This is a genomic window from Variovorax boronicumulans (assembly GCF_009811375.1).
GTDB classification, from domain to species: domain Bacteria; phylum Pseudomonadota; class Gammaproteobacteria; order Burkholderiales; family Burkholderiaceae_C; genus Variovorax; species Variovorax boronicumulans.
On the sequence record NZ_BKDH01000001.1, the window covers coordinates 3538302 to 3559453 of the forward strand.

The window sequence follows — 21152 nt, forward strand, 5'->3', positions numbered from 1 at the left end:
CGGCAAGGTCCGGCACGGCCGCTCTTGCGCATGGCTGTCGGGTGCCATGCCCGACCACGCCGGCGACCTCCAACTTCTATACTGGCCCCGATGCCCACACCCGAACGAACTGCCTCGACCGATGTGCGTATGCGCGGCTTCACGCAGCGCGCCGAGGTGCCCACCGCCCTCGCCTGGATCGATGCCCACACGCCCTTGTTGCCCGGTGAATCCGTGGCCGTCGACGAGGCCACGGGGCGGGTGCTGCTGCAGGAGGTGATCGCGCCCATCGCGGTGCCCGAGTTCGACCGCGCGGCCATGGACGGCTATGCGCTGCGCGGCGGCGAGACCACGGGCGCCGGCGAATACAACCCGCTCGAATTTCCGATCGCGGGCCACGCCTGGCCCGGCCGCCCCTTCGAAGGCGAGGTGCCCGCGGGCGCCGCCATCCGCATCATGACCGGCGCCCCGGTGCCGCGCGGGCTGGACGCCGTGGTGCCCGCCGAGTACGCGAGCGAGCAGGACGGGCGCCTGGCCATCACGCGCGCCGTCGCGCCGGGCCAGCACGTGGGCCACGTCGGCGAGGACATCGCGCGCGGCAGCACCGCGCTGGCCACGGGCCGCCGCCTGCGCCCGCAGGACGCGGGGCTGGCGGCGTCGCTCGGCCTGGCGCAGCTGCAGGTGGTGCGCCGCCCGCGCGTGCGGCTGCTCGTCACCGGCAACGAGGTGCGCGCGCCCGGCACGCCCAAGGGCCCGAGCGAGATCTACGACGCCAACTCCGTCACCTTGCGTGGCCTCGTGGCGCGCGACGGCGGCCTGCTCGCGTCGCACCAGCGCCTGGGCGACGACCCGCAAATCATCGCGCAGGCACTGGCCGCGCCCGGCGCCGACGTGGTGCTCATCTCCGGCGGCTCCAGCGTGGGCGCCGAGGACCACGCGCCGCGCCTGCTGGCCGAGCTCGGCGAACTGGCGATCCACGGCATCGCGATGCGGCCCTCCAGCCCGGCCGGCATGGGGCGCATCGGCGACACGCTGGTGTTCCTGCTGCCTGGCAACCCCGTCTCCTGCCTGTGCGCCTACGACTTCTTTGCCGGGCGCGCGATCCGCCAGCTCGGCGGCCGGCCCGCCGACTGGCCCTACCCGCGCACGCGCGCCACCGTGGCGCGCAAGATCGTCTCGCAGGTGGGGCGCGTCGACTACGTGCGCGTGAAGATCGGCGCCGACGGCGTGGAGCCGCTCGCGCTCTCGGGCGCCTCGGTGCTGAGCTCGACCACGCGCGCCGACGGCTTCGTGATCGCCCCCGCCGAAAGCGAAGGCTTCGGGCCCGGGACCGACGTCACTGTTCATCTGTACGAGTGCCTGTGAAAGCCCAATCGCAATTTCTCGATGTCGTCACGCGGGACCAGGCCGAGCGCCGCTTCCGCGAACACCTGAGCCTCGCGCCGCTGGGCCGCGAGACCGTTCCCCTGCACGCGGCGCTGGGCCGGGTGCTTGCCGACGACGCGGTGGCCGCCATCGACGTGCCCGGCTTCGACCGCTCCAATGTCGACGGCTTTGCCGTGCAGGCCGCCGACACCTGGGGCGCGATGGAAGAACAGGTCCGCGCGCTGGCCCTCGTGGGCGAAACGTTGGCACCCGGCATCGTGCCGCAGCGCGAAGTGATGCCCGGGTGCGCCACGGCGATCGCCACCGGCGGCATGCTGCCGCGCGGCGCCGACGCGGTGGTGATGGTGGAACACACCGACCTCGACGACGGCAACGTGCAGGTGCGCCGCGCCGCCACGGCCGGCGAGAACGTGAGCTACGCCGGCACCGACATCGCACGCGGCGAAACAGTGCTGCGCGCCGGCCAGGTGCTGAGCTCGCGCGAGATCGGCGTGCTCGCCGCGCTGGGCCTGGCCGAGGTCGCCGTGTGGCGCAAGCCGCGCGTGGCCATCTTCTCCACCGGCAACGAGATCGTCGCGCCCGGTGCGCCGCTGCCCACGGGCGCGGTGTACGACTCCAACGCCGCCATCATCGGCGCCGCAGTCGAGGAACTGGGCGGCGAGCCGGTGCGCCTGGGCGTGATCCCCGACGACGAAGCGCTGCTGTCGGCCGCGCTTGCACGCGGGCTTGAATGCGACGCCGTGGTCTTCTCGGGCGGCACGTCCAAGGGCGAAGGCGACCTGTCGTACCGCGTGGTGGCCGCCCTCGGCGACCCGGGCGTGGTGGCGCACGGCGTGGCGCTCAAGCCCGGCAAGCCGGTGTGCCTGGCGGTCACGGGCGGCAAGCCGGTCGTGATCCTGCCGGGCTTTCCGACCTCGGCGGTCTTCACCTTCCATGAATTCCTGGCGCCCGTGATCCGCGCCTTCGCGGGCCGGCCGCCGCAGCGGCATGCGCACGTGGCGGCCACGCTGCCGATGCGCGTGAACTCCGAGCGCGGCCGCACCGAGTACCTGCTGGTGGGCCTGGTGCCCACCGACGACGGCGTGGCCGCCTACCCGATGGGCAAGGGCTCGGGCTCGGTCACCACCTTCAGCAGCGCCGATGGCTTCATCACCATCGGCCAGCACACCGAGATCGTCGATGCCGGCGCCCCCGTGCAGGTGCAGCTGCTGGGCCAGGGGCTGGACGCCGCCGACCTGATCTTCATCGGCAGCCATTGCGTGGGCCTGGACTGGCTGGCCGGCGAGCTGATGCGCCAGGGCATCCGCATCAAGGCCATGAACGTGGGCAGCACGGGCGGGCTGATGGCCGCCCGGCGCGGCGAATGCGACGTGGCCGGCATCCACCTGATGGACCCGGCGACGGGCGTCTACAACCGGCCGCTGCTCACGCCGGGCCTCGAACTGGTGACGGGCTACGGCCGCATGCAGGGCGTGGTCCATCGCCCCGGCGACACGCGCTTCGAAGGCCTGGACGCCGCCGCGGCCATCGCCGCCGCGACCGCGCAGCCCGGCTGCACCATGGTCAACCGCAACGCCGGCAGCGGCACGCGCATCCTCATCGACCGCCTGCTCGGCGGCGCGCAGCCGCCCGGCTACGGCGTGCAGACCAAGTCGCACAACGCGGTGGCGGTGGCCGTGGCGCAGCAGCGCGCCGACTGGGGCCTGGCCATCGACACGGTCGCGCGGCAGTACGGGCTGGGCTTCATTCCCGTGCAGGAGGAACGCTACGACTTCGTGGTGCCCCAGGCACGGCTTGCGCGCGCGCCGGTGCAGGCCTTCATTGCGCTGCTGCAATCGGCCGCGGCGCGCGAAGCGCTGGGCCGGCTCGGCTTTCGCGTCGACGCCGCAGCCTGATGGCCGAACCGCTTCTTTCTTTCACTCTCGAGGACTGACACGATGACGATGGCTTCGCGCAGACGCTTCACTCTTCTCGCCCTCGCCGGCGCGCTGCTCGCCCCGATGGCGCACGCACAGGACAAGTTCATCGTGCTGGCCTCGACCACCTCGACGGAGCAGTCGGGGCTGTTCAAGCACCTGCTGCCGCAGTTCACCAAAGCATCAGGCACCGAGGTGCGCGTGGTGGCGGTGGGCACCGGGCAGGCGCTGGACATGGCGCGCCGCGGCGACGCCGACGCGCTGTTCGTGCACGACCAGCCCGCCGAAGAGAAGTTCGTCGCCGAAGGCTTCGGCCTGCCGCGCCGCGCGGTCATGTACAACGACTTCGTGCTGATCGGGCCCAAGTCCGACCCGGCCGGCGTGCGCGGCAACGACATCGCGGCAGCCCTCAAGCGGCTGGGCACCACGGGCGGCGCCTTCGTCTCGCGCGGCGACAAGAGCGGCACGCATGCGGCCGAGCTGCGCCAGTGGAAGCTGGCCGGCATCGACCTGGCCGCCACCAAGCCGGCCGGCTACAAGGAATGCGGCTGCGGCATGGGCCAGGCGCTCAACATCGCGGCGTCGACCAATGCCTATGTGCTGTCCGACCGCGGCACCTGGCTCAACTTCAAGAACCGCGCCGACCTGGGCATCGTGGTCGAGGGCGACAAGCAGCTGTTCAACCAGTACGGCGTGATCGTCGTGAACCCGGCCAGGCACCCGCACGTGAAGAAAGACCTGGCGCAAGGCTTCTCCGACTGGGTCGTGTCGCGCGACGGGCAGGCCGCCATCGCCGCGTACAAGATCGGCGGCGAGCAGCTCTTCTTCCCGAACGCGGGCCAGTGACCGGCGCGCCGGTCGATGACGGGGCCGGGCTGCGCGATGCGCACGGCCTCGCGCTGGCGATGAAAGCCGTCTCTCGATGAACACCGTGACCGAAGGCTGGGCGCTGGCCTGGCGCCTCATCACCGGCGCCGACCCCGAACTCGTGCGCATCACGGCGCTGTCGCTGCAGGTGAGCGCCACGGCCTGCCTGATCGGCGCGCTGTTCGGCCTGCTGCTGGGCGCCTGGCTCGCGGTGGCGCGGTTCCCGGGGCATGTGCTGGCCGTGTGGCTGGTGAACACGCTGCTCGCCCTGCCCGCCGTGGTCGTGGGCCTGCTGGTGTACCTGCTGCTCTCGCGCTCGGGGCCGCTGGGCGAACTGGGCATTCTTTTCACGCCGTCGGCGATGGTGGTGGCGCAGAGCGTGCTCGTCACGCCGCTGATCGCCGCGCTGTCTCGCCGGCTCGTGATGGCGGCGCTGGCCGACGGCGGCGACCAGCTGCGCTCGCTGGGCGCCGGGCCGCTCGCCACCGCCCTGCTGATGCTGGTGCACGACCGGATGGGCGTGGCCACCGTGCTGCTCACGGCCTTCGCGCGGGCCATCGCCGAGGTGGGGGCCGTGATGATCGTCGGCGGCAACATCGCCGGCGTGACGCGCGTGATGACCACCACCATCGCGCTGGAGACCAGCAAGGGCGACCTCGCGCTGGCCCTGGCGCTGGGCATCGTGCTGCTGGCGGTGGTCGGCGCGGTCAACGGCGCCATCGGGTTGCTGCAATGGCTGGCCACGCGTCCGCTGAGCACCGCCCCGCCGGCGAAGCCGCGCGCGATACGCCGCGCGCCCGCCCCGCACACGCCGGCCGCGGCCGGCACGGTGCCGCTGATCCGGCTCGAGCGCGCCACGGTGCGCTTCGGCGCGCTGGTCGCATTGGACGACGCCTCGCTGACCCTGCACCGAGGCGACCGGCTCGTGCTCGTGGGCGCCAACGGTTCGGGCAAGACCACGCTGCTGCGGCTGCTGCACGGCCTGCTGCCCTGCGAAGGGCGCTGCGATCGCCTGCCGCTGCGGCCCGAAGGCCGCCTGCCGCGCGCGGCCATGCTGTTCCAGCGCCCGTTCCTGCTGAGCCTCTCGGTGTGGCGCAACGTGTGGGTGGGCTTGTGGCTGGCGGGCGTGCCGGCCGCCGAGCGCAGCGAGCGCTGCGGCCTGGCGCTGGCGCGCGTGGGCCTGCTCGAACATGCCGAGCGCTCGGCACGGTCGCTGTCGGGCGGCCAGCAGCAGCGCCTGGGCCTGGCGCGCGCCTGGGCGCTGCAGCCGGACATCCTGTTCCTGGACGAGCCCACGGCCAGCCTGGACCCCGGCGCCAAGAACGAGATCGAGTCCCTCATCGAAGAAGTCGCCCACAGCGGCGTGACGATCGTGATGAGCACGCACAACCTCGGGCAGGCCAAGCGCCTGGCCACGCGCGTGGCCTACCTGCACGCGGGGCGCATCGTGGTCGAGCGGCCTGTGGCGAGCTTCTTCGATTCGGACGATCTGCCGCCCGAGGCGGCCCAGTTCCTGCAGGGCGAGCTGGGCTGGTACCTTCAGCCCTAGCGCCGGCGGGCGGGTCGGCGGTTCCGCGCCCCTCGCCTTCGCTTACACGGCATCCCGATCCAGCGAGGCAAAATACCGCGATGGAAATCACTGTCGCGGTCTCGCTGCCGACACGCCTTCCTTCCGGGTCTGGGCGCGGCCACTTCCTTCGCCTGCACAGAGACCTCACCGACCGGCTGCGAACGCACGACCGCCCCCGATAACCGAATACGCAGAGCCCTCATGAAAATAGCCACCTGGAACGTCAACTCCCTCACCGCGCGCCTGCAGCATGTGCTCGACTGGCTCATCGCCAACCCGGTCGATGTGCTGTGCCTGCAGGAGCTCAAGATGACCGACGACAAGTTTCCGCTCGAGGTGCTGAAGTCGGCCGGCTACGAGGCGGCGGTGTTCGGGCAGAAGACCTACAACGGCGTCGCCATCCTCAGCCTGGCGCCGCTGCGCGACGTGGTGAAGAACATCGACGGCTTCACCGACGAGCAGTCGCGCGTGATCGCCGCCACCCTCGACACACCCTCGGGCCCGCTGCGCGTGGTGAACGGCTACTTCGTGAACGGCCAGGAACCGGGCAGCGAGAAGTTCGTCTACAAGATGAAGTGGCTCGACGCGCTGCACGACTTCGTGGCCCGTGAGCTCGCGGCGCACCCGAACCTCGTGCTGCTGGGCGACTTCAACGTCACGCCCGAAGACCGCGACAGCTTCGACCCCGTGGGCCTGAAGGAAACGATCCACCACACGACCGAAGAGCGCGACCACTTCAAGGCGCTGCTGGGCCTGGGCCTGACAGACAGCTTCCGCATGTTCGAGCAGCCCGAAAAGAGCTTCTCGTGGTGGGACTACCGCATGCTGGGCTACCAGAAGAACCGCGGCCTGCGCATCGACCACATCCTCGTGAGCGAGCCGCTGCGGCCGCTGGTGAAAAGCTGCGTCATCGACCGCGTGCCGCGCAAGTGGGAAAAGCCGAGCGACCACGCCCCGGTGGTGCTCGAACTCGGCGGGGGCGCCTGACGGCCATGACGACGCCGATCGCCGCACGCCTTGCCCGTTCTGCCGCGATCGCCGCCGCGGCGCTCGCGCTGGCCGCCTGCTCGGTGCTCAAGCCGGGCGGCGGATCGGAAAGCGGCACGGGCAGCACATCGCCCGGCGGCGCAACCGCCACCGAAGGCAGCCGCGACGTGCCGACTGTGCGGCTCATCACCGCGCAGACGCCCGCGATCCGCACCTACCGCAAGACCGGCGCGCGCCACATCTACAAGGCGTATGCCAGCCGCATCTACAAGGGCAAGATCCCGCCGCTGGTGTACGCCGTGGTGGTGGTCGAGACCGAGATCGATGCGAACGGCAAGGTCACCAACGTCACCTTCAGCCGCGTGCCCAGCCATGCGCCCGAAGTGCCGCCGATGATCGCGGAGCTGGTCAAGGCGACCTCGCCCTTGCCGAGCCCCGGCAAGCTGGGCGGTCACACGTATGTCGACACCTGGCTCTGGGACAAGAGCGGCAATTTCCAGCTCGATTCCCTCACGCTCGGCCAGCGCAGCCGGTAATAAAAAAAAGGCCCTGGGAGGGCCTTTTCATTCGATACCGAGTTCCTGGATTTTCCGGGTGATGGTGTTGCGCCCGATGCCCAGCTTCTGGGCCGCCTCGATGCGCCGGCCGCGCGTGTTGGCCAGGGCGGTGAGGATCAGCCGCGATTCGAAGCGGCGCGTGAGCACGTCCCACACGTCGGTGCGGCCTGCGGCCAGCAGCGCCTGAGCCTCGGCTTCGAGGCCGCTTTCCCAGGCGCTGGGGCCGGCGGGTGCGCCTGGCACCGCCTCGGGAGCCGCGACCACCGGTGCGGACGCGTCGCGCTCGACGGCCAACGGCGCTGCAGCCTGCACGGGCGCCGCCACCTCGGCCACCGCCGCATGCACGTCCGCCCCGCTGCCCGCCATCACTTCGGGCGGCAGGTCTTTCGACTCGATCAGCTGCGCGGGCGCCATCACCGTCAGCCAGTGGCAGATGTTCTCGAGCTGGCGCACGTTGCCCGGGAAGTTGAAGGCCGCGAGCCTGGCGAGTGCCGCGTCGGAGATGCGCTTGGGCTCGACGCCCAGCTGGCGCGCGCTCTGCTGCAGGAAGTGGCGCGTGAGCGCGGGCACGTCCTCGCCGCGCTCGCGCAGCGCCGGCAGGCGCAGGCGGATCACGTTGAGGCGGTGGAACAGGTCTTCGCGAAAGCCCCCGAGCTTCACGCGCTGCTCGAGGTCCTGGTGCGTGGCGGCGATGACGCGCACGTTGGCCTTGACCGAGTTGTGGCCGCCCACACGGTAGAAGTGGCCGTCGCTGAGCACGCGCAACAGGCGCGTCTGCAGGTCGAAGGGCATGTCGCCGATTTCGTCGAGGAACAGCGTGCCGCCCTCGGCCTGCTCGAAGCGGCCGCGGCGCATGGTCTGCGCGCCGGTGAAGGCGCCGCGCTCGTGGCCGAAGAGTTCGCTCTCGAGCAGGTCCTTCGGAATGGCGGCGGTGTTGATCGCCACGAAGGGGCCGTTGGCGCGCGGCGAGTGCTTGTGCAGCGCGCGCGCCACGAGTTCCTTGCCCGAGCCCGATTCGCCGGTGATGAGCACCGTGACGTTGCTTTGCGACAGCCGGCCGATGGCACGGAACACGTCCTGCATCGCGGGCGCCTGGCCGAGCATTTCGGGGGCGGCGACCATGCGCTCTTCGGACACCTCCTCGCGCTGGCTTTCGTCGACGGCGCGGCGGATGAGTTCCACGGCGCGCGGCAGGTCGAAGGGCTTGGGCAGGTATTCGAAGGCGCCGCCCTGGAAGGCCGAGACCGCGCTGTCCAGGTCGGAGAAGGCGGTCATGATGATGACCGGCAGGCCGGGGTGCTTGGCCTTGATCTTGTCGAGCAAGTCGAGCCCCGAGCCGCCCGGCATGCGGATGTCGCTCACCAGGACCTGCGGGCCCTGCTGCTCGTCGCCCTCGGCCTGTTCGAGCGCGGCCAGCACTTCGCGTGTGTTCGTGAAGCTGCGCGTGGGCAGGTCTTCGCGCAGCAGCGCCTTCTCGAGCACGAAGCGTATCGATTGGTCGTCATCAACTATCCAGATCGGCTTCATGCATCTCCTCTGTTGCCGGGGCTGCGCTAGGGCAGCGGAATCAATATCTTGAAATCGGTTCGGCCCGGGACGCTGTCGCACTCGATCACGCCGTGATGCTGTTGCACAAAAGTTTGCGCAAGCGTCAGTCCCAGCCCGGTCCCGCCTTCCCTGCCCGAAACGAGCGGGTAGAAGATGCGGTCCTTGATCGTGTCCGGCACACCCGGTCCATTGTCGATGACATGCAATTCCAGTGCCAATCGATACCACTGCTTGTTGAAGATCACCTGGCGGGCCACGCGGGTCTTGAAAGTGATCTGCGCATCGCCCGCCGCGCGACGCTCGGACAGGGCCTGCGCCGCGTTGTGCGCGATGTTGAGGGTGGCCTGGATGAGCTGCTCGCGGTCGCCGCGGAACTCGGGAATGGAGACGTCGAAGTCGCGCTCGATGTGCAGGTCACGCGGAAACTCCGCCAAGATGACCGAACGCACGCGCTCGCAGACCTCGTGGATGTTCACGTCGCCCACCACGTGCGGGCGCCGGTGCGGCGCCAGCAGCCGGTCGACCAGCGTCTGCAGCCGGTCGGCCTCGTGGATGATGACCTGGGTGTATTCGATGAGGTCGCGCGACTCGACCTCCATCTGCAGCAGCTGCGCCGCGCCGCGGATGCCGCCCAGCGGGTTCTTGATCTCGTGCGCGAGGTTGCGGATGAGTTCCTTGTTGGCCTGCGCCTGGTCGATCAGGCGCTCCTCGCGGTCCTGGCGCACCTGCTGCTCCAGCGGCGACATCTCGATGATGAGTTCGCCCTTCTTGTCGCCGTGCGCGAGCGTGACCTGCACCGGCATCAGCTCGTGGTTCACGCGCCGCAGGAAGGCCTCGTAGCGCAGCGTGGCGAAGTCGTTGCTGCTGGCGCCGTCGAGCGCGGTGCGCAGCACCTGCGGCTCATGGAAACAGGCGCCGAACTGCGAGCCCTCGAGCGTGCGCCGCGAGGTACCCAGCGCGTCTTCGAGGCCCGCGTTGGCGAACAGCACCGAGCCGTCGCTGTTGACCACCGCGATCAGCGTGGACAAGAGGTCGAAGGCGCGAAAGCGCGGATTGGCGCCAGTCGCCTTCTTGCCGAACACCATGGACTGCGCGCCGCTTACTGCGCTTGCGGCTTGCCGGGCAGGCGGCCGATTTCGCGGCGGATGCCGGCGATGTCGCTCTCGTTGCGCGCGAGTTCGGCCTTCATCTCGGCCACGCGGTCCAGGTACTTCTGGTAGTTGCGGCCTTCGCTGCCCTGCTTCTCGGGCTCGCCGTTGTTGTATTCCTTCTTGAGCTCGGTCTGGCGGGCCTCGGCCTTGCGCAGCTCGGCCTCGAGCACCGAGCGCGCCTCGCCGTCGCGGGCACGCTGGTCGACGCCTTCGACGCGTGGGCTGCCCGCCGGGGCGCGCGCGGCGGATGAACCGCCCGAGCCCGAAGACGCGCTGCCACCACCACCGCCGCCCGAAGGCTTCGTGCCCTGCACGACGGTGACGTTGCCGCCTTCCATGATCTTGCAGCCCTTTTGCTGGGCCACGGTCGCGTTGTTGGTGTACTCGTTGCCGCAGCGCCAGACGCGCTCTTGCGCGAGCGCCGCCGTGGCGGTGGCGAACGAGGCGGCGGCCAGGAAAATCAGGGAAGCAGTCTTCATTTGGATCCGGAGAGGGCGCGACAAACGCGCATTTTGATGCAATTCGGGCCCGCTCACGACAGGGTGTTCCGCACCAAGGAAAAAGGACGGCCGGGGCCGTCCTTTTGTCTTACTTGCCCGCCGGGGCGGGCTCGTCGTGGCGCTTTTTACAGCGAGTAGTACATGTCGAATTCGACCGGGTGCGTCGCCATGCGGAAGCGCGTGACTTCCTGCATCTTGAGGTCGATGTACGCGTCGATGTACGAGTCGGTGAACACGCCGCCCTTGGTCAGGAACGCACGGTCCTTGTCCAGGTGCTCCAGGGCCTGGTCCAGGCTGTGGCAGACGGTCGGGATCAGCGCGTCTTCTTCCGGCGGCAGGTGGTACAGGTCCTTGCTGGCGGCTTCGCCCGGATGGATCTTGTTTTCCACGCCGTCCAGGCCGGCCATCAGCAGCGCGGCAAAGCCCAGGTACGGGTTCATCAGCGGATCGGGGAAGCGCGCTTCGACGCGACGGCCCTTCGGGTTGGCCACGAACGGGATGCGGATCGAGGCCGAGCGGTTCTTGGCCGAGTAGGCCAGCTTCACCGGGGCTTCGAAGCCGGGCACCAGGCGCTTGTAGCTGTTGGTGCCGGGGTTCGTGATGGCGTTCAGGGCACGGGCGTGCTTGATGATGCCGCCGATGTAGTGCAGCGCGAAGTCCGACAGGCCTGCGTAGCCGTCGCCGGCGAACAGGTTCTTGCCGTCCTTCCAGACCGACTGGTGCACGTGCATGCCGGAGCCGTTGTCGCCGACGATGGGCTTGGGCATGAAGGTGGCGGTCTTGCCGTAGGCGTGGGCCACGTTGTGGATCACGTACTTCTGCAGCTGGACCCAGTCGGCGCGCTGGACCAGCGTGCTGAAGCGGGTGCCGATTTCGAGCTGGCCGGCGTTGGCCACTTCATGGTGATGCACTTCGACCGGGATGCCCAGCGATTCGAGCACCAGGCTCATTTCGGAGCGCATGTCCTGGAAGCTGTCGACCGGGGGCACCGGGAAGTAGCCGCCCTTGACTGCGGGACGGTGGCCGCTGTTGCCGTGCTCGAACTCCTTGTCGGTGTTCCACGAGGCTTCTTCGGACTCGATCTTCACGAAGCAGCCCGACATGTCGTTCTTCCAGCGCACGCCGTCGAACACGAAGAATTCGGGTTCCGGTCCGAAGTAGGCGGTGTCGCCCAGGCCGGAAGCCTTCATGTACGCCTCGGCGCGCTTGGCGAGCGAACGCGGGTCGCGCTCGTAGGCCTTGCCGTCGGCCGGGTCGATCACGTCGCAGGTCAGGATCAGCGTCGTTTCTTCGAAGAACGGGTCGATGTTGGCGGTGTTCGGGTCGGGCATGAGCTGCATGTCCGAGGCTTCGATGCCCTTCCAACCGGCGATGGACGAACCGTCGAACGCGTGGCCCGAGGTGAATTTGTCTTCATCGAAGTGCGACACGGGCACGGTCACGTGCTGCTCTTTGCCGCGGGTGTCGGTGAAGCGCAAGTCGACGAACTTGACCTCGTTTTCCTTGACGAGCTTGAGTACATCGGCGACGGTCTTTGCCATCAGTTTCTCCTGAGTTGGATGGTGGTTAGGAATACAGGGACGGGAGGATGCAGTTTCTGTGCCATTGTCACCCCGCCGGATGAGGCCCGGGTGACGGCCCAGGGGCTGCCGGAAAAGGAAAAAATCACCAAATTGGTGCAATGCAGATTAACGCACCAATTCGGGGCCTAGCTTCGCATCGAAAGTGTGCAGGCCTTCGATCAGCTGGCCATAGGCGGCATCGAGCTTCGCAGGGTCGCCCTTGACGCCCAGCTCGATGTGGCGCCCGTACTGCGGGTGATCCACGCTGGGCAGGCTGAACACCTTGATGCCGGCGTGGGCCTGCTCGATGGCCTGCATCAGGGGCGTGAGGGTGGCTTCCATCGCACCGAAAACGATCACGGACTTCTCGGCGATGGCGTTGCGGGTGAACAGGTCGGCATAGCGGCTGTCGAGCACCGACTCGATCATCGGCCAGGCCATGACCGGAAAGCCCGGCACGAAATGCACGTGCTCGACGCTGAACCCCGGGATCTTGTTGTACGGGTTGCGGATGATCGACGCGCCCTGCGGAAACACGCCCATGTTCAGGCGGTGGATGTTGTCAGGCCGGTCGGGTTCGTAGGGCACGCCCTGCTCCAGGGCCGTGTCCTGCATGCGCTCGCGGATCAGCGCCTCGGCCTCGGGGTGCAGCGCCAGCGGCACGCGCAGGGCCTGGGCGGCGCACTGGCGGGTGTGGTCGTCGGGCGTGGCGCCGATGCCGCCGGTCGAGAACACGATGTCGCCCGAGGCGAAGGCGCGCATCAGGGCCGCGGTGATCCGCGTGGGCTCGTCGCCCACGTACTCGGCCCAGCCCAGCTGCAGGCCGCGCGCGGCCAGCAGCTCGATGACCTTGGCCATGTGCTTGTCGGCCCGCTTGCCGGAAAGGATCTCGTCGCCGACCACGATGAGACCGAATGCGCGTGTCATGGAGAACTCCATTGAGAAAGAGCGGCCTTGTTGGCCTCGGTAGCTTCGGCCGCCTCGATCGCCTGCTGCTGCGCGTCGCCGCTGCCGGCCGCGGGCTGCTGCGCCGCGCGCTGGGCGCGCAGCTGGGTCAGGGCGTCGAGGCAGTAGTGCGCGAACCAGAGCGCAGAAAAGGCGAAGACCAGCGTGTAGATCCAGATGGCGATCGGCACCAGCACGAAGAAGGCGGCGGCGAACAGCAGGCCCGAGGCCCAGACGATGCTCGGCGCCGCGCCCAGGTAACCGCACAGCACGCCGATGCACAGCAGCGGCAGCCGGTGGGCGCGCAGCAGCGCGGCGCGTTCCTCGGGGCTGGCGTGCTCGGCCAGCGCGTCGAAGCTCATCACCCGGTAGGTGAGCCAGCCCCAGATCAGCGGCGGCAGGATCAGCACCAGCGGCGGAATGAGCCACAGCGGCATCGACACCACCAGCGCGATCAGCGCCAGCACCGTGGCACCGAGCGAGCGCAGCACACTGCCGAAGAAGGAGGCGCCCTTCTTCTGTTCGAGCGTGGGAAAGCGCCGTTCGGCCACGAGCTTGGTGAGCGCCGGCGCCATAAAGCCGGCCACGATGAGCAGCGACAGCACCACGATCAGCGGCGTGACGCCGAACACCACCACCAGCGGCGCCAGCGCGGCCGTGACGTCGCTGGAGAAGAGGCGCCCGATCCAGGCCCAGAAGCTGGACAGCAGCGGCCAGGCGTCGAGCGCCTCGCGCGTCCAGGCGACGGCCGCGTCCCAGTAGAAGTAGCCGAGCCCCGCGGCCAGCAGCACCATGAGCGCCAATGGCAGGAGCGACAGCACGATCACGCGCGGGAGCATGCAATAGGCCACCGCGCGCCAGAAGGAGTCGAGGAGCAGGCGCATGAGGTTCGAGGATAGCGCAAGGCCCCGGCCCGCCAGGCGTCGGCCCCTCGCCCCGGTTCAGGCGCGGCCGAACAGCCGCTTCAGCCCCAGCCACTGCTGCGACCAGAAGCCCTGGCCGTAGTCGCGCGGGCGGCCGTCGGCGCCGGGCTCGACCTGGTCGCGGATGCCGGTCGGGTCGTAGCGGTTCTCGAAGTTGGCGGTGCGAAAGAGCATGTCCCACCAGGGCAGCAGCACGCCGAAGTTGTGGCCGCCGAGCGTGCTCCTGCCGTGCGACTCGTGGCCCAGCCCGATGCTGTGGTGCAGCCGGTGAAAGCGCGGGCTGACCCACAGCCGCTCGCCGATCGCCCCGAAGCTCAGCCGCAGGTTGGCGTGCTGCAGGCTTTCGCTGAGCTGGGTGAAGGCCACGACGGCGATGAACTGACCCGGCGCCACGCCGATCAGCTGCGCCACGATGACGATGAGCGTGTCGTGGATCACGTCGTCCAGCAGGTGGTTGCGGTCGTCGCTCCACATCGTCATCTGGCGCTGCGAGTGGTGCAGCGAATGCAGGCTCCACCACCAGTTGAACTGATGCTGGCCCCGGTGGATCCAGTAGCCGACAAAGTCGAGCACGACAAGGTAGATGGCAAAGGCCACCCACGGCACGTCGGTCACGCCGGGCCAGACTTCGTCCAGGTGGAAGGTGCCCCACCCCGCCATGCGCAGGCTGCCGAGCAGGTCGTCGAACACGGGCTGCAGCACGAAGAACAGCGCCAGCCGGAACAGGCCCAACCGGTGGATCAGCGTGTAGATCACGTCGGTGCGGATGGCGCGGCGGTCGGTCACGGGCTCGACCGCGCGCCAGCGCTGCAGCGGGCCGATCACGGCCAGCAGCACCAGGATCTGGATCACGCCGACCAGCAGCCAGCCGGTGGCGTCGAAGGCGTCCTCGGCCCAGCCGCCCAGGCCGATGGCGTACACCAGCGGCTGCACGGCGGTCTCGAAGAGCCAGCCCTGCATGGCGGATAAAACGTCAGTCAACCAGTCGATCACGGCGAAAACTCAGGATTCAAGGGTGGGAGGCGATCCAGGCGCGGTAGTCCGGGTGCTGGCGCAGGGTGCGAAAGCAGAAGCCCTTGGCCTTCAGGCCGACGATCAGCGGCTCGAGGTTGGCGGGCGCCCACGGGTCCTTGCGCGACCAGATGCCCAGGTGCGCCAGCAGGATGTCGCCGGGGCGGATGCCTGCCAGCGCCTGGGCCAGCAGCTTCTGGTTGCTGAACGTTTCGCTCGGCAGCTCGTCGCCCAGGAAGCCGGCGGGCGACCAACCCACGTGCGCATAGCCGCAATCCTTGGCGGCCGCCAGCAGCGCGGGCGAGGTCTTGCCACCCGGCGCGCGGTACATCGGCAGCGGCTTCTTGCCGGTGATGGCAGCCAGCCGGTCGGACGACTTGCGGATGTCGGCGCAGTACTGGGCCGCGCTCCAGACCGACTCCTTGCCGGTCTGCAGGCCGGCCGACGGCTTGATGCGAAAGCTCGGCGGCGTGCCCTTGACGTCGCCGCGCCAGTAGGCGTGGTCGTAGGTGTGCGAACCGAACTCATGGCCCTCGGCCGCCCTCGCCTTCCACCACGGCGCCCAGTGGTCGTCCAGGCTGTCGCCGTCGGTCTGGGTGCGCTCGGCGGCGGCGAAGAAGGTGACGCGCACGTCCTGGCGCTTGAGCACGTCGGCCACCAGCGGGGCGATGCCCATGTGGCCGGTGTCCAGCGTCAGGTAGACCGGCTTGTCGCAGGCGGCGGCTTCCTGGGCACCGGAGGCCGGCACGGTGGCGCAGGCCAGCGCCGCGACGGCGAAGGCCACCCCGGCGGTGCGTAACCCACGCACGCGCTCAGATGCGCTTGGCATGGTCGAGGGTCCAGACGCCGTGCGGCGAGCGGCCGACGTTGATCTGCCGCACGACCTTCTGGCTCGCGAGATCGACCACCGTGAGCTTCTTGGCCCAGCGCGAGGTCACGTACAGCGTCTTGCCGTCGGCCGACACGTCCATGCAGTCGGGGCCGCCAGGCACGTTGTAGTTGGCGACGACCTTCAGCGTGGTCAGGTCGATGCGGCTGATGGTGTTGGCCACCCGGTTGCTCACGAACACGGTCTTGCCGTCGCCGGCCGAGCGGAAGGCGTGGGCGCCCTTGCCGGTGGGGATCTTGCCGACCAGCTTGGGCTGGGCGCCGGCCACGTCGAACACCTGCACGCCGTCGCTGCCCGTGAGGCCCACGAGCAGCGTCTTGTCGTTGTGGGCGCCGAAGATGTCGGCCGGCATGGCGCCGGTGGCCATGCGCCAGCGGATGGTCTGCGTCGGCAGGTCGACCGCGATCAGCTCGTCGCTGTCCTGCATGGTGACGTAGGCCACGGTGCTGGTGTTGTCGATCCAGATGTGGCTGGGCGTCTTGCCGGTGGCGATGCGCTTGACCAGCTTCAGGTCCTTGCCGTCCCAGCGGTACACGTCGACGTGATTCAGGCGGTTGGCCGCCGTGACGAACCACTTCATGTCGCGCGAGAACTGCAGCTGGTAGGGATCGATGATCCCGTACACCACGCGCTGCACCTCGGCCGTGCGCGGGTCCAGGAAGGTGAGCGAATCGCCCGCCGAATTGGCCACGATGACCGACTTCTCGTCGGGTGTCATGTAGATGTGGTGCGGCTCCTTGCCGGTGGGAATGCGCTGCTTCTCGGTCCAGTCGACCGGGTTGATCACGCTCACGCTGGCGTCCAGCGAATTGAGCACAAAAACCGGTGGAGGGGCCGGCGGCGCCGCCGCGGCGGGGAGGGTCACCAGGGCTGTCAGGCACAGGCAGGACAGCAGGAAGGCCGCGATGCGGCCGTTCGGGCGGGCAGGGAGTCGCAAGGGAAGGTTCCGGGAGAGGGTTAACAATCTTAACGGTCGAACCCGACGAAAAGCTGACCGCGGGCGCCCCCTCACCCGCTGTTTAGCCCGGCGCCTTGACCTATGTCACGCGGCGCGAGGCACGGGCGCCCGCAGCTGGGCCACCTGTTCGGCCGTGAGCCAGCGCCATTGCCCCGGCGCGAGGTCGTCCGGCAGCGCCAGGCCGCCGATGCGCGAGCGGTGCAGCCCTTCGACCCGGTTGCCGACCGCGGCCAGCATGCGCTTGACCTGGTGGTACTTGCCCTCGGTGAGCGTGAGCCGCAGGTGCAGCAGGCTGTCGGACTCGCAGGCGGCCGCGCGCACGGGCTTCGGGTCGTCGTCGAGCACCACGCCGGCCAGCAACTTGGCGATCTGCGTTTCGTCGATGGGGTGCTTGGCCGTCACCTCGTAGACCTTGGGCACATGGTGCTTGGGCGAACCCATCTTGTGGATGAACTGGCCGTCGTCGGTCAGCAGCAGCAGGCCGGTCGTGTCCTGGTCGAGCCGGCCGATGGCCTGCACGCCCTGCACCGCGCCCTTGTTGGGCCGCAGGCGCAGCGGCGACGGCAGCAGCGTGTAGATGCTCGGGTAGGTCGAGGGCTTCTGCGAGCACTCGGTGCCGGCCGGCTTGTGCAGCATCAGGTAGGCCTTCTCGTGGCAGGCCCACTCGGTGCCCTGCACGGTGAACAGCAGGCCTTCGGGGTCGAGGTCGGCAAAGGGGTCGGTCACGGCCGCGCCGGCGATGCTCACGTGGCCTTGCTGGACCAGGCCCGCGCACACGCGGCGAGTGCCGAAGCCCTGGGTATAAAGGATGTCTTGCAGGTGCATGAAAAATGAAAAAAGCGGCCGTGCCGACAGGGGCACGACCGCCTTCAAGTGTGCCGCAGGTTCAGTAGCCTGCTGCCAGGCCGGTGTTGCGGCGCGGGTCGTTGGCGCCGTAGAAGCGGTTCGCACCCACCGGCTTGCCGCCCAGCGAGGGCGCGCCGACGATGATCGCCGCCAGGTGGTTGGCCGGCTGCGGCACGCCCAGGTTGTGACCCATGTCGGTCAGGATCTTGCGGGTGTCGGGGCTGATCGCGAAGGTCTCGACGTTGGTCACGTCGGGCAGCCACTGCTGGTGGAAGCGCGGCGCATCCACGGCCTCCTGCACGTTCATGCCGTAGTCGACCACGTTCAGGATGGTGTGCAGCACCGCCGTGATGATGCGGCTGCCGCCGGGCGTGCCGACCACGAACACGGGCTTGCCATCCTTGGAGACGATGGTCGGGCTCATCGAGCTCAGCGGGCGCTTGCCCGGGGCGATGGCGTTGGCCTCGCCCTGCACCAGGCCGTACATGTTGGGCACGCCGATCTTGGAGGTGAAGTCGTCCATCTCGTTGTTCAGCAGCACGCCGGTCTTGTCGGCCGTGACCTTGGCGCCGAACCAGTCGTTCAGCGTGTAGGTGACCGAGACGGCATTGCCCCACTTGTCGGTGATCGAGTAGTGGGTGGTGTTGCTGCCTTCATGCGGCGCGACGCCGGGCTTGATGTCCTTGGACACGCCGGCCTTCTTGGGGTCGATGGCGGCGCGGATCTTGGCGGCGTAGCCCTTGTCGAGCAGGCGATCGAGCGGGTTCTTCACGAAGTCGGGGTCGCCCAGGTAGCTGTTGCGGTCCACGTAGGCGTGGCGCATGGCTTCGATCTGGTAGTGCACCGACTCCGCCGAGCGAAAGCCCAGGTCCTTGAGCGGATAGCCCTCCAGGATGTTGAGCATCTCGCAGATGATCACGCCGCCCGAGCTCGGCGGCGGCGCCGACACCACGCGGTAGCCGCGGTAGTCGCACTCGACCGGCGCGAGTTCGCGCGTCTTGTACTGGTCGAGGTCGGCCTGCGTGATGATGCCCTTGCCGGCCTGGCTCGACGCCACGATGGCCTTGCCGACCCAGCCCTTGTAGAAGCCGTCGGTGCCCTTGGCGCTGATTTCCTTCAGCGTCTTGGCGAGGTCTTTCTGCACCAGCTTCTGGCCGACCGCGAAGGGCTCGCCCTTGTTCAGGAAGATCGCGCCGGAGACCGGGTCTTTCTTGAAGTCGTTGGTGGCCGTGAGCAGCATGTCGATGTCGCCCTGCTCCAGCGCGAAGCCCTTGTCGGCCAGCTGGACCGACGGGGCGATGAGGTCGGCGCGCTTCATGGTGCCGTACTTCTCGCGCGCGTACTCCATGCCCGAGACCGAGCCCGGCACGCCCACGGCGAGGTGGCCGTGGGTGCTCAGACCCTTGACGACGTTGCCGTCCTTGTCGAGGTACATGTTGGCCGTGGCAGCCAGCGGGGCCTTCTCGCGGAAGTCGAGGAAGGTCTTGCGGCCATCGGCCAGCTGCACCGTCATGAAGCCGCCGCCGCCGAGGTTGCCGGCGGCCGGGTACACCACCGCCAGCGCATAGCCCACGGCCACGGCCGCATCGACCGCGTTGCCGCCGCGCTTGAGCACATCGACGCCGACCTTGCTGGCCAGGTGCTGCGCGCTCACGACCATGCCGTGTTCGGCCGCCACCGGCGCCTGCGACGCGGCCTGCGCGCCGCCGGCCGCCGCCAGGGTGAGCGCGGCCGCGACGGCGGCGCGCAGGGTGGGGGTCCACTTGAAGTGCTGCATGGAAAAGTCTCCTCTGTGCGTTGGATGAAGAATGAGGGAGGGGTGAATGGATAGTGGCCCGTCAGGCCGTGAGCAGCGCCTTGCGCCGCAGGCTTTGCAGCGCCTGCGCGACCTGCTCCTGCGCGAAGGCGTGCAGCGCCGACGGGTCGGTCAGCGGCTGGTCGTCCTTGAGGAAGCGCAGGCGTTCGGCGCGCACCTCATCGAGCAGGAAAGCGGCCAGCGCCTCGTGCGAGTGCGCCCCGTCGAGCAGCGGCAGCAGGCTGCGTTCGAGCACCGAGAGCGACACCGGCTCGTGCCACTGGTTGCAGAGCACGGCCGTCGCCTGCGACGCGGGCAGGCCGGCCAGCGCGCGGCGCACCGGGGCCAGCACCTGCGGCAGCGCCGACACCGAGGCCGCCGCCGACACCGGCGTGCGGCGGATGCGCAGCGCGCCGAGGATCAGCAACTCCTCGAGCATGGCGAGCACGATGGGCTCGACGGCCGCGCGCGGCTCGCCGGTGAGCGTCACCACGGCGGCCAGCAGGGCCTCGGTCGACATCGAACACGGATAGCTCGCGTCGAGTGCCTGCGCCACCGCCTTGTGCGCCGGCAGCCGCAACGTGACCTTCAGGTCGCGCAGCGCGGTGCAGGGCTGCTCGCGGGCGTCGATGGTGAGGGCCTCGCCGCCATCGACGCGGAAGACGCCGGCGAATTCCAGCGCGCGCAGGCGGGGCACCTCGAGGCGGTAGCGGATGTTGGCGGCATTGCCCTGCTTCACCAGCAGCGTCTGGCGGAAGGTGCGGTTGACGAGGAAGTCGAGGTACTGCTCCATCATCACCTGGCTGCCGCCGCACTCGCGCAGCAGCGGGTCGCGCACCTTCTCGCCGTAGTTCTGCACGAACATGGTCGAGGGCTCGGCGTCGCACAGGTAGGCCAGCCCGCGCGCCTCGGCACGCGCGACGAACTCCTTGAAATAGCAGGGCTCGTTGCAGGGCTCGAGGAACTCGTGCAGCAGGTAGTAGTTGCCGGAGTTGCGCACGATCGGCATCGTCTCTTCGAGCGTCTTGCGCAGCACGCTGTCGGGTCGGGCCGACTGCTCGAGAAACTCGAGCATGCCGCGCGCGTAGGAGAGCTTTTCTTCGGGCGTGTCGCGCGGGCCGCCGCGCAGGATCATCGCGTCGCGCACGATCTCGCGCGCCTTCCAGCCCGGGTACACGTTGTAGCTCACGTAGACCACGCCGTTGGGCGCCAGGTTCTCGGCGCACACGCGCAGGATCGCGTCCTGCACCGGCCCCGGCACCCAGCTGTAGACGCCGTGGCAGACGATGTAGTCGAACAGGCCGAACGAGGCGTCGATGTCGGCGATGTTGAAGGTCTTCAGTTCGATGTTCGACAGCCCCGCCTGGTCGAGCGCCGCGGCGCCCTGGGCCACCTGCACGCGCGACAGGTCGACCCCGACCGCGTGGGCTTGCGGATGGCGCGCCGCGAACGGGATCAGGTTGCCGCCGGCGGCGCAGCCCAGCTCGAGCACGCGCGCCTTGTGCGGCGGCGGCGCCTCGAGTCCGAACAGGAAGGCCAGGGCTTCCAGGTGCTCCACGGCGGACTGGGGAAACGGGTGCGAGTCGTAGGGCACCGCATCGTAGTAACTGGTGAGCGTGGAAGTCAGAGAGTCCGGCACGAACGTCCTTTGGGGATCGGAAGGGGCTGCAGCAGTGCTCGCAGACTATAGCCCCGCGCCCTCGCAAAAAGAAGCCGGCGCGGGTCGAGCCGCCCTGCCCTGGCCGCAGGCTCATGCGCTTGC

Annotated in this window: 18 protein-coding genes; 6 read left to right on the top strand and 12 right to left on the bottom strand. The window is 69.2% G+C overall.

The features are described from left to right. The first annotated feature begins 90 nt into the window (after positions 1-90). The 6 genes from VHAB30_RS16300 to VHAB30_RS16325 all read left to right on the top strand — a co-directional run bounded on the left by VHAB30_RS16300 (position 91) and on the right by VHAB30_RS16325 (position 7241). Positions 91-1344 (top strand): molybdopterin molybdotransferase MoeA, encoded by a 1254-nt coding sequence (locus VHAB30_RS16300; protein WP_159277710.1) that lies wholly within the window; start codon positions 91-93, stop codon positions 1342-1344. After that, entirely contained in the window at positions 1341-3260 is a 1920-nt protein-coding gene (locus tag VHAB30_RS16305; RefSeq protein WP_159277712.1) for a molybdopterin biosynthesis protein, read from the top strand. Before VHAB30_RS16300 ends, VHAB30_RS16305 begins: the two co-directional genes overlap by 4 nt. Before the next feature lie 42 nt (positions 3261-3302). Further along, positions 3303-4127 (top strand): substrate-binding domain-containing protein, encoded by an 825-nt coding sequence (locus VHAB30_RS16310; protein WP_159277714.1) that lies wholly within the window; start codon positions 3303-3305, stop codon positions 4125-4127. A 76-nt stretch (positions 4128-4203) separates the two neighbouring features. Next, a complete protein-coding gene (locus tag VHAB30_RS31345; RefSeq protein ID WP_159277716.1) occupies positions 4204-5697 on the top strand; it encodes an ABC transporter permease in 1494 nt (497 codons plus the stop codon). Between the two features lie 222 nt (positions 5698-5919). Then, positions 5920-6705 (top strand): exodeoxyribonuclease III, encoded by a 786-nt coding sequence (xth, locus tag VHAB30_RS16320; RefSeq protein ID WP_159277718.1) that lies wholly within the window; start codon positions 5920-5922, stop codon positions 6703-6705. A gap of 5 nt (positions 6706-6710) precedes the next feature. Further along, on the top strand, positions 6711-7241 hold the full coding sequence (locus VHAB30_RS16325) for a hypothetical protein (protein WP_159277719.1): 531 nt from the start codon (positions 6711-6713) through the stop codon (positions 7239-7241). A gap of 27 nt (positions 7242-7268) precedes the next feature. Here the strand turns inward: VHAB30_RS16325 and ntrC are convergent, their stop codons facing one another. The 12 genes from ntrC to VHAB30_RS16385 form a co-directional block, all read right to left on the bottom strand. Beyond that, positions 7269-8789: a nitrogen regulation protein NR(I) gene (gene ntrC / locus VHAB30_RS16330; protein ID WP_159277721.1), complete on the bottom strand. Its 1521-nt coding sequence runs from the start codon at positions 8787-8789 to the stop codon at positions 7269-7271. A 26-nt stretch (positions 8790-8815) separates the two neighbouring features. Beyond that, a complete protein-coding gene (gene glnL / locus VHAB30_RS16335; protein WP_159277722.1) occupies positions 8816-9895 on the bottom strand; it encodes a nitrogen regulation protein NR(II) in 1080 nt (359 codons plus the stop codon). A 14-nt stretch (positions 9896-9909) separates the two neighbouring features. Then, positions 9910-10440, bottom strand: coding sequence for a hypothetical protein (locus VHAB30_RS16340; protein ID WP_070059802.1), 531 nt, complete (start codon positions 10438-10440; stop codon positions 9910-9912). 146 nt (positions 10441-10586) lie between these two features. Then, the gene (glnA, locus tag VHAB30_RS16345) at positions 10587-12002 is read right to left on the bottom strand and encodes a type I glutamate--ammonia ligase (RefSeq protein WP_062470904.1); all 1416 of its coding nucleotides are present in this window, start codon (positions 12000-12002) and stop codon (positions 10587-10589) included. Positions 12003-12149: 147 nt separating this feature from the next. After that, on the bottom strand, positions 12150-12950 hold the full coding sequence (locus VHAB30_RS16350; protein WP_167394999.1) for a competence/damage-inducible protein A: 801 nt from the start codon (positions 12948-12950) through the stop codon (positions 12150-12152). Next, a complete protein-coding gene (locus VHAB30_RS16355) occupies positions 12947-13852 on the bottom strand; it encodes an EI24 domain-containing protein (RefSeq protein WP_159277724.1) in 906 nt (301 codons plus the stop codon). The genes VHAB30_RS16350 and VHAB30_RS16355 overlap by 4 nt, the downstream gene beginning before the upstream one ends. A 57-nt stretch (positions 13853-13909) precedes the next feature. Then, positions 13910-14884, bottom strand: a complete 975-nt coding sequence (locus VHAB30_RS16360; protein WP_159277726.1) for a sterol desaturase family protein — start codon at positions 14882-14884, stop codon at positions 13910-13912. Positions 14885-14900: 16 nt separating this feature from the next. Continuing rightward, positions 14901-15731 (bottom strand): polysaccharide deacetylase family protein, encoded by an 831-nt coding sequence (locus VHAB30_RS16365; protein ID WP_159277728.1) that lies wholly within the window; start codon positions 15729-15731, stop codon positions 14901-14903. Beyond that, positions 15715-16728: a YncE family protein gene (locus VHAB30_RS16370; protein WP_159277730.1), complete on the bottom strand. Its 1014-nt coding sequence runs from the start codon at positions 16726-16728 to the stop codon at positions 15715-15717. Before VHAB30_RS16370 ends, VHAB30_RS16365 begins: the two co-directional genes overlap by 17 nt. Before the next feature lie 105 nt (positions 16729-16833). Continuing rightward, the gene (locus VHAB30_RS16375; RefSeq protein ID WP_159277732.1) at positions 16834-17574 is read right to left on the bottom strand and encodes a pseudouridine synthase; all 741 of its coding nucleotides are present in this window, start codon (positions 17572-17574) and stop codon (positions 16834-16836) included. Between the two features lie 61 nt (positions 17575-17635). Then, positions 17636-19372 (bottom strand): gamma-glutamyltransferase, encoded by a 1737-nt coding sequence (ggt, locus tag VHAB30_RS16380; RefSeq protein WP_070059809.1) that lies wholly within the window; start codon positions 19370-19372, stop codon positions 17636-17638. A 61-nt stretch (positions 19373-19433) separates the two neighbouring features. Next, positions 19434-21029 (bottom strand): methyltransferase regulatory domain-containing protein, encoded by a 1596-nt coding sequence (locus tag VHAB30_RS16385; RefSeq protein WP_159277734.1) that lies wholly within the window; start codon positions 21027-21029, stop codon positions 19434-19436. Positions 21030-21152: the final 123 nt, after the last annotated feature.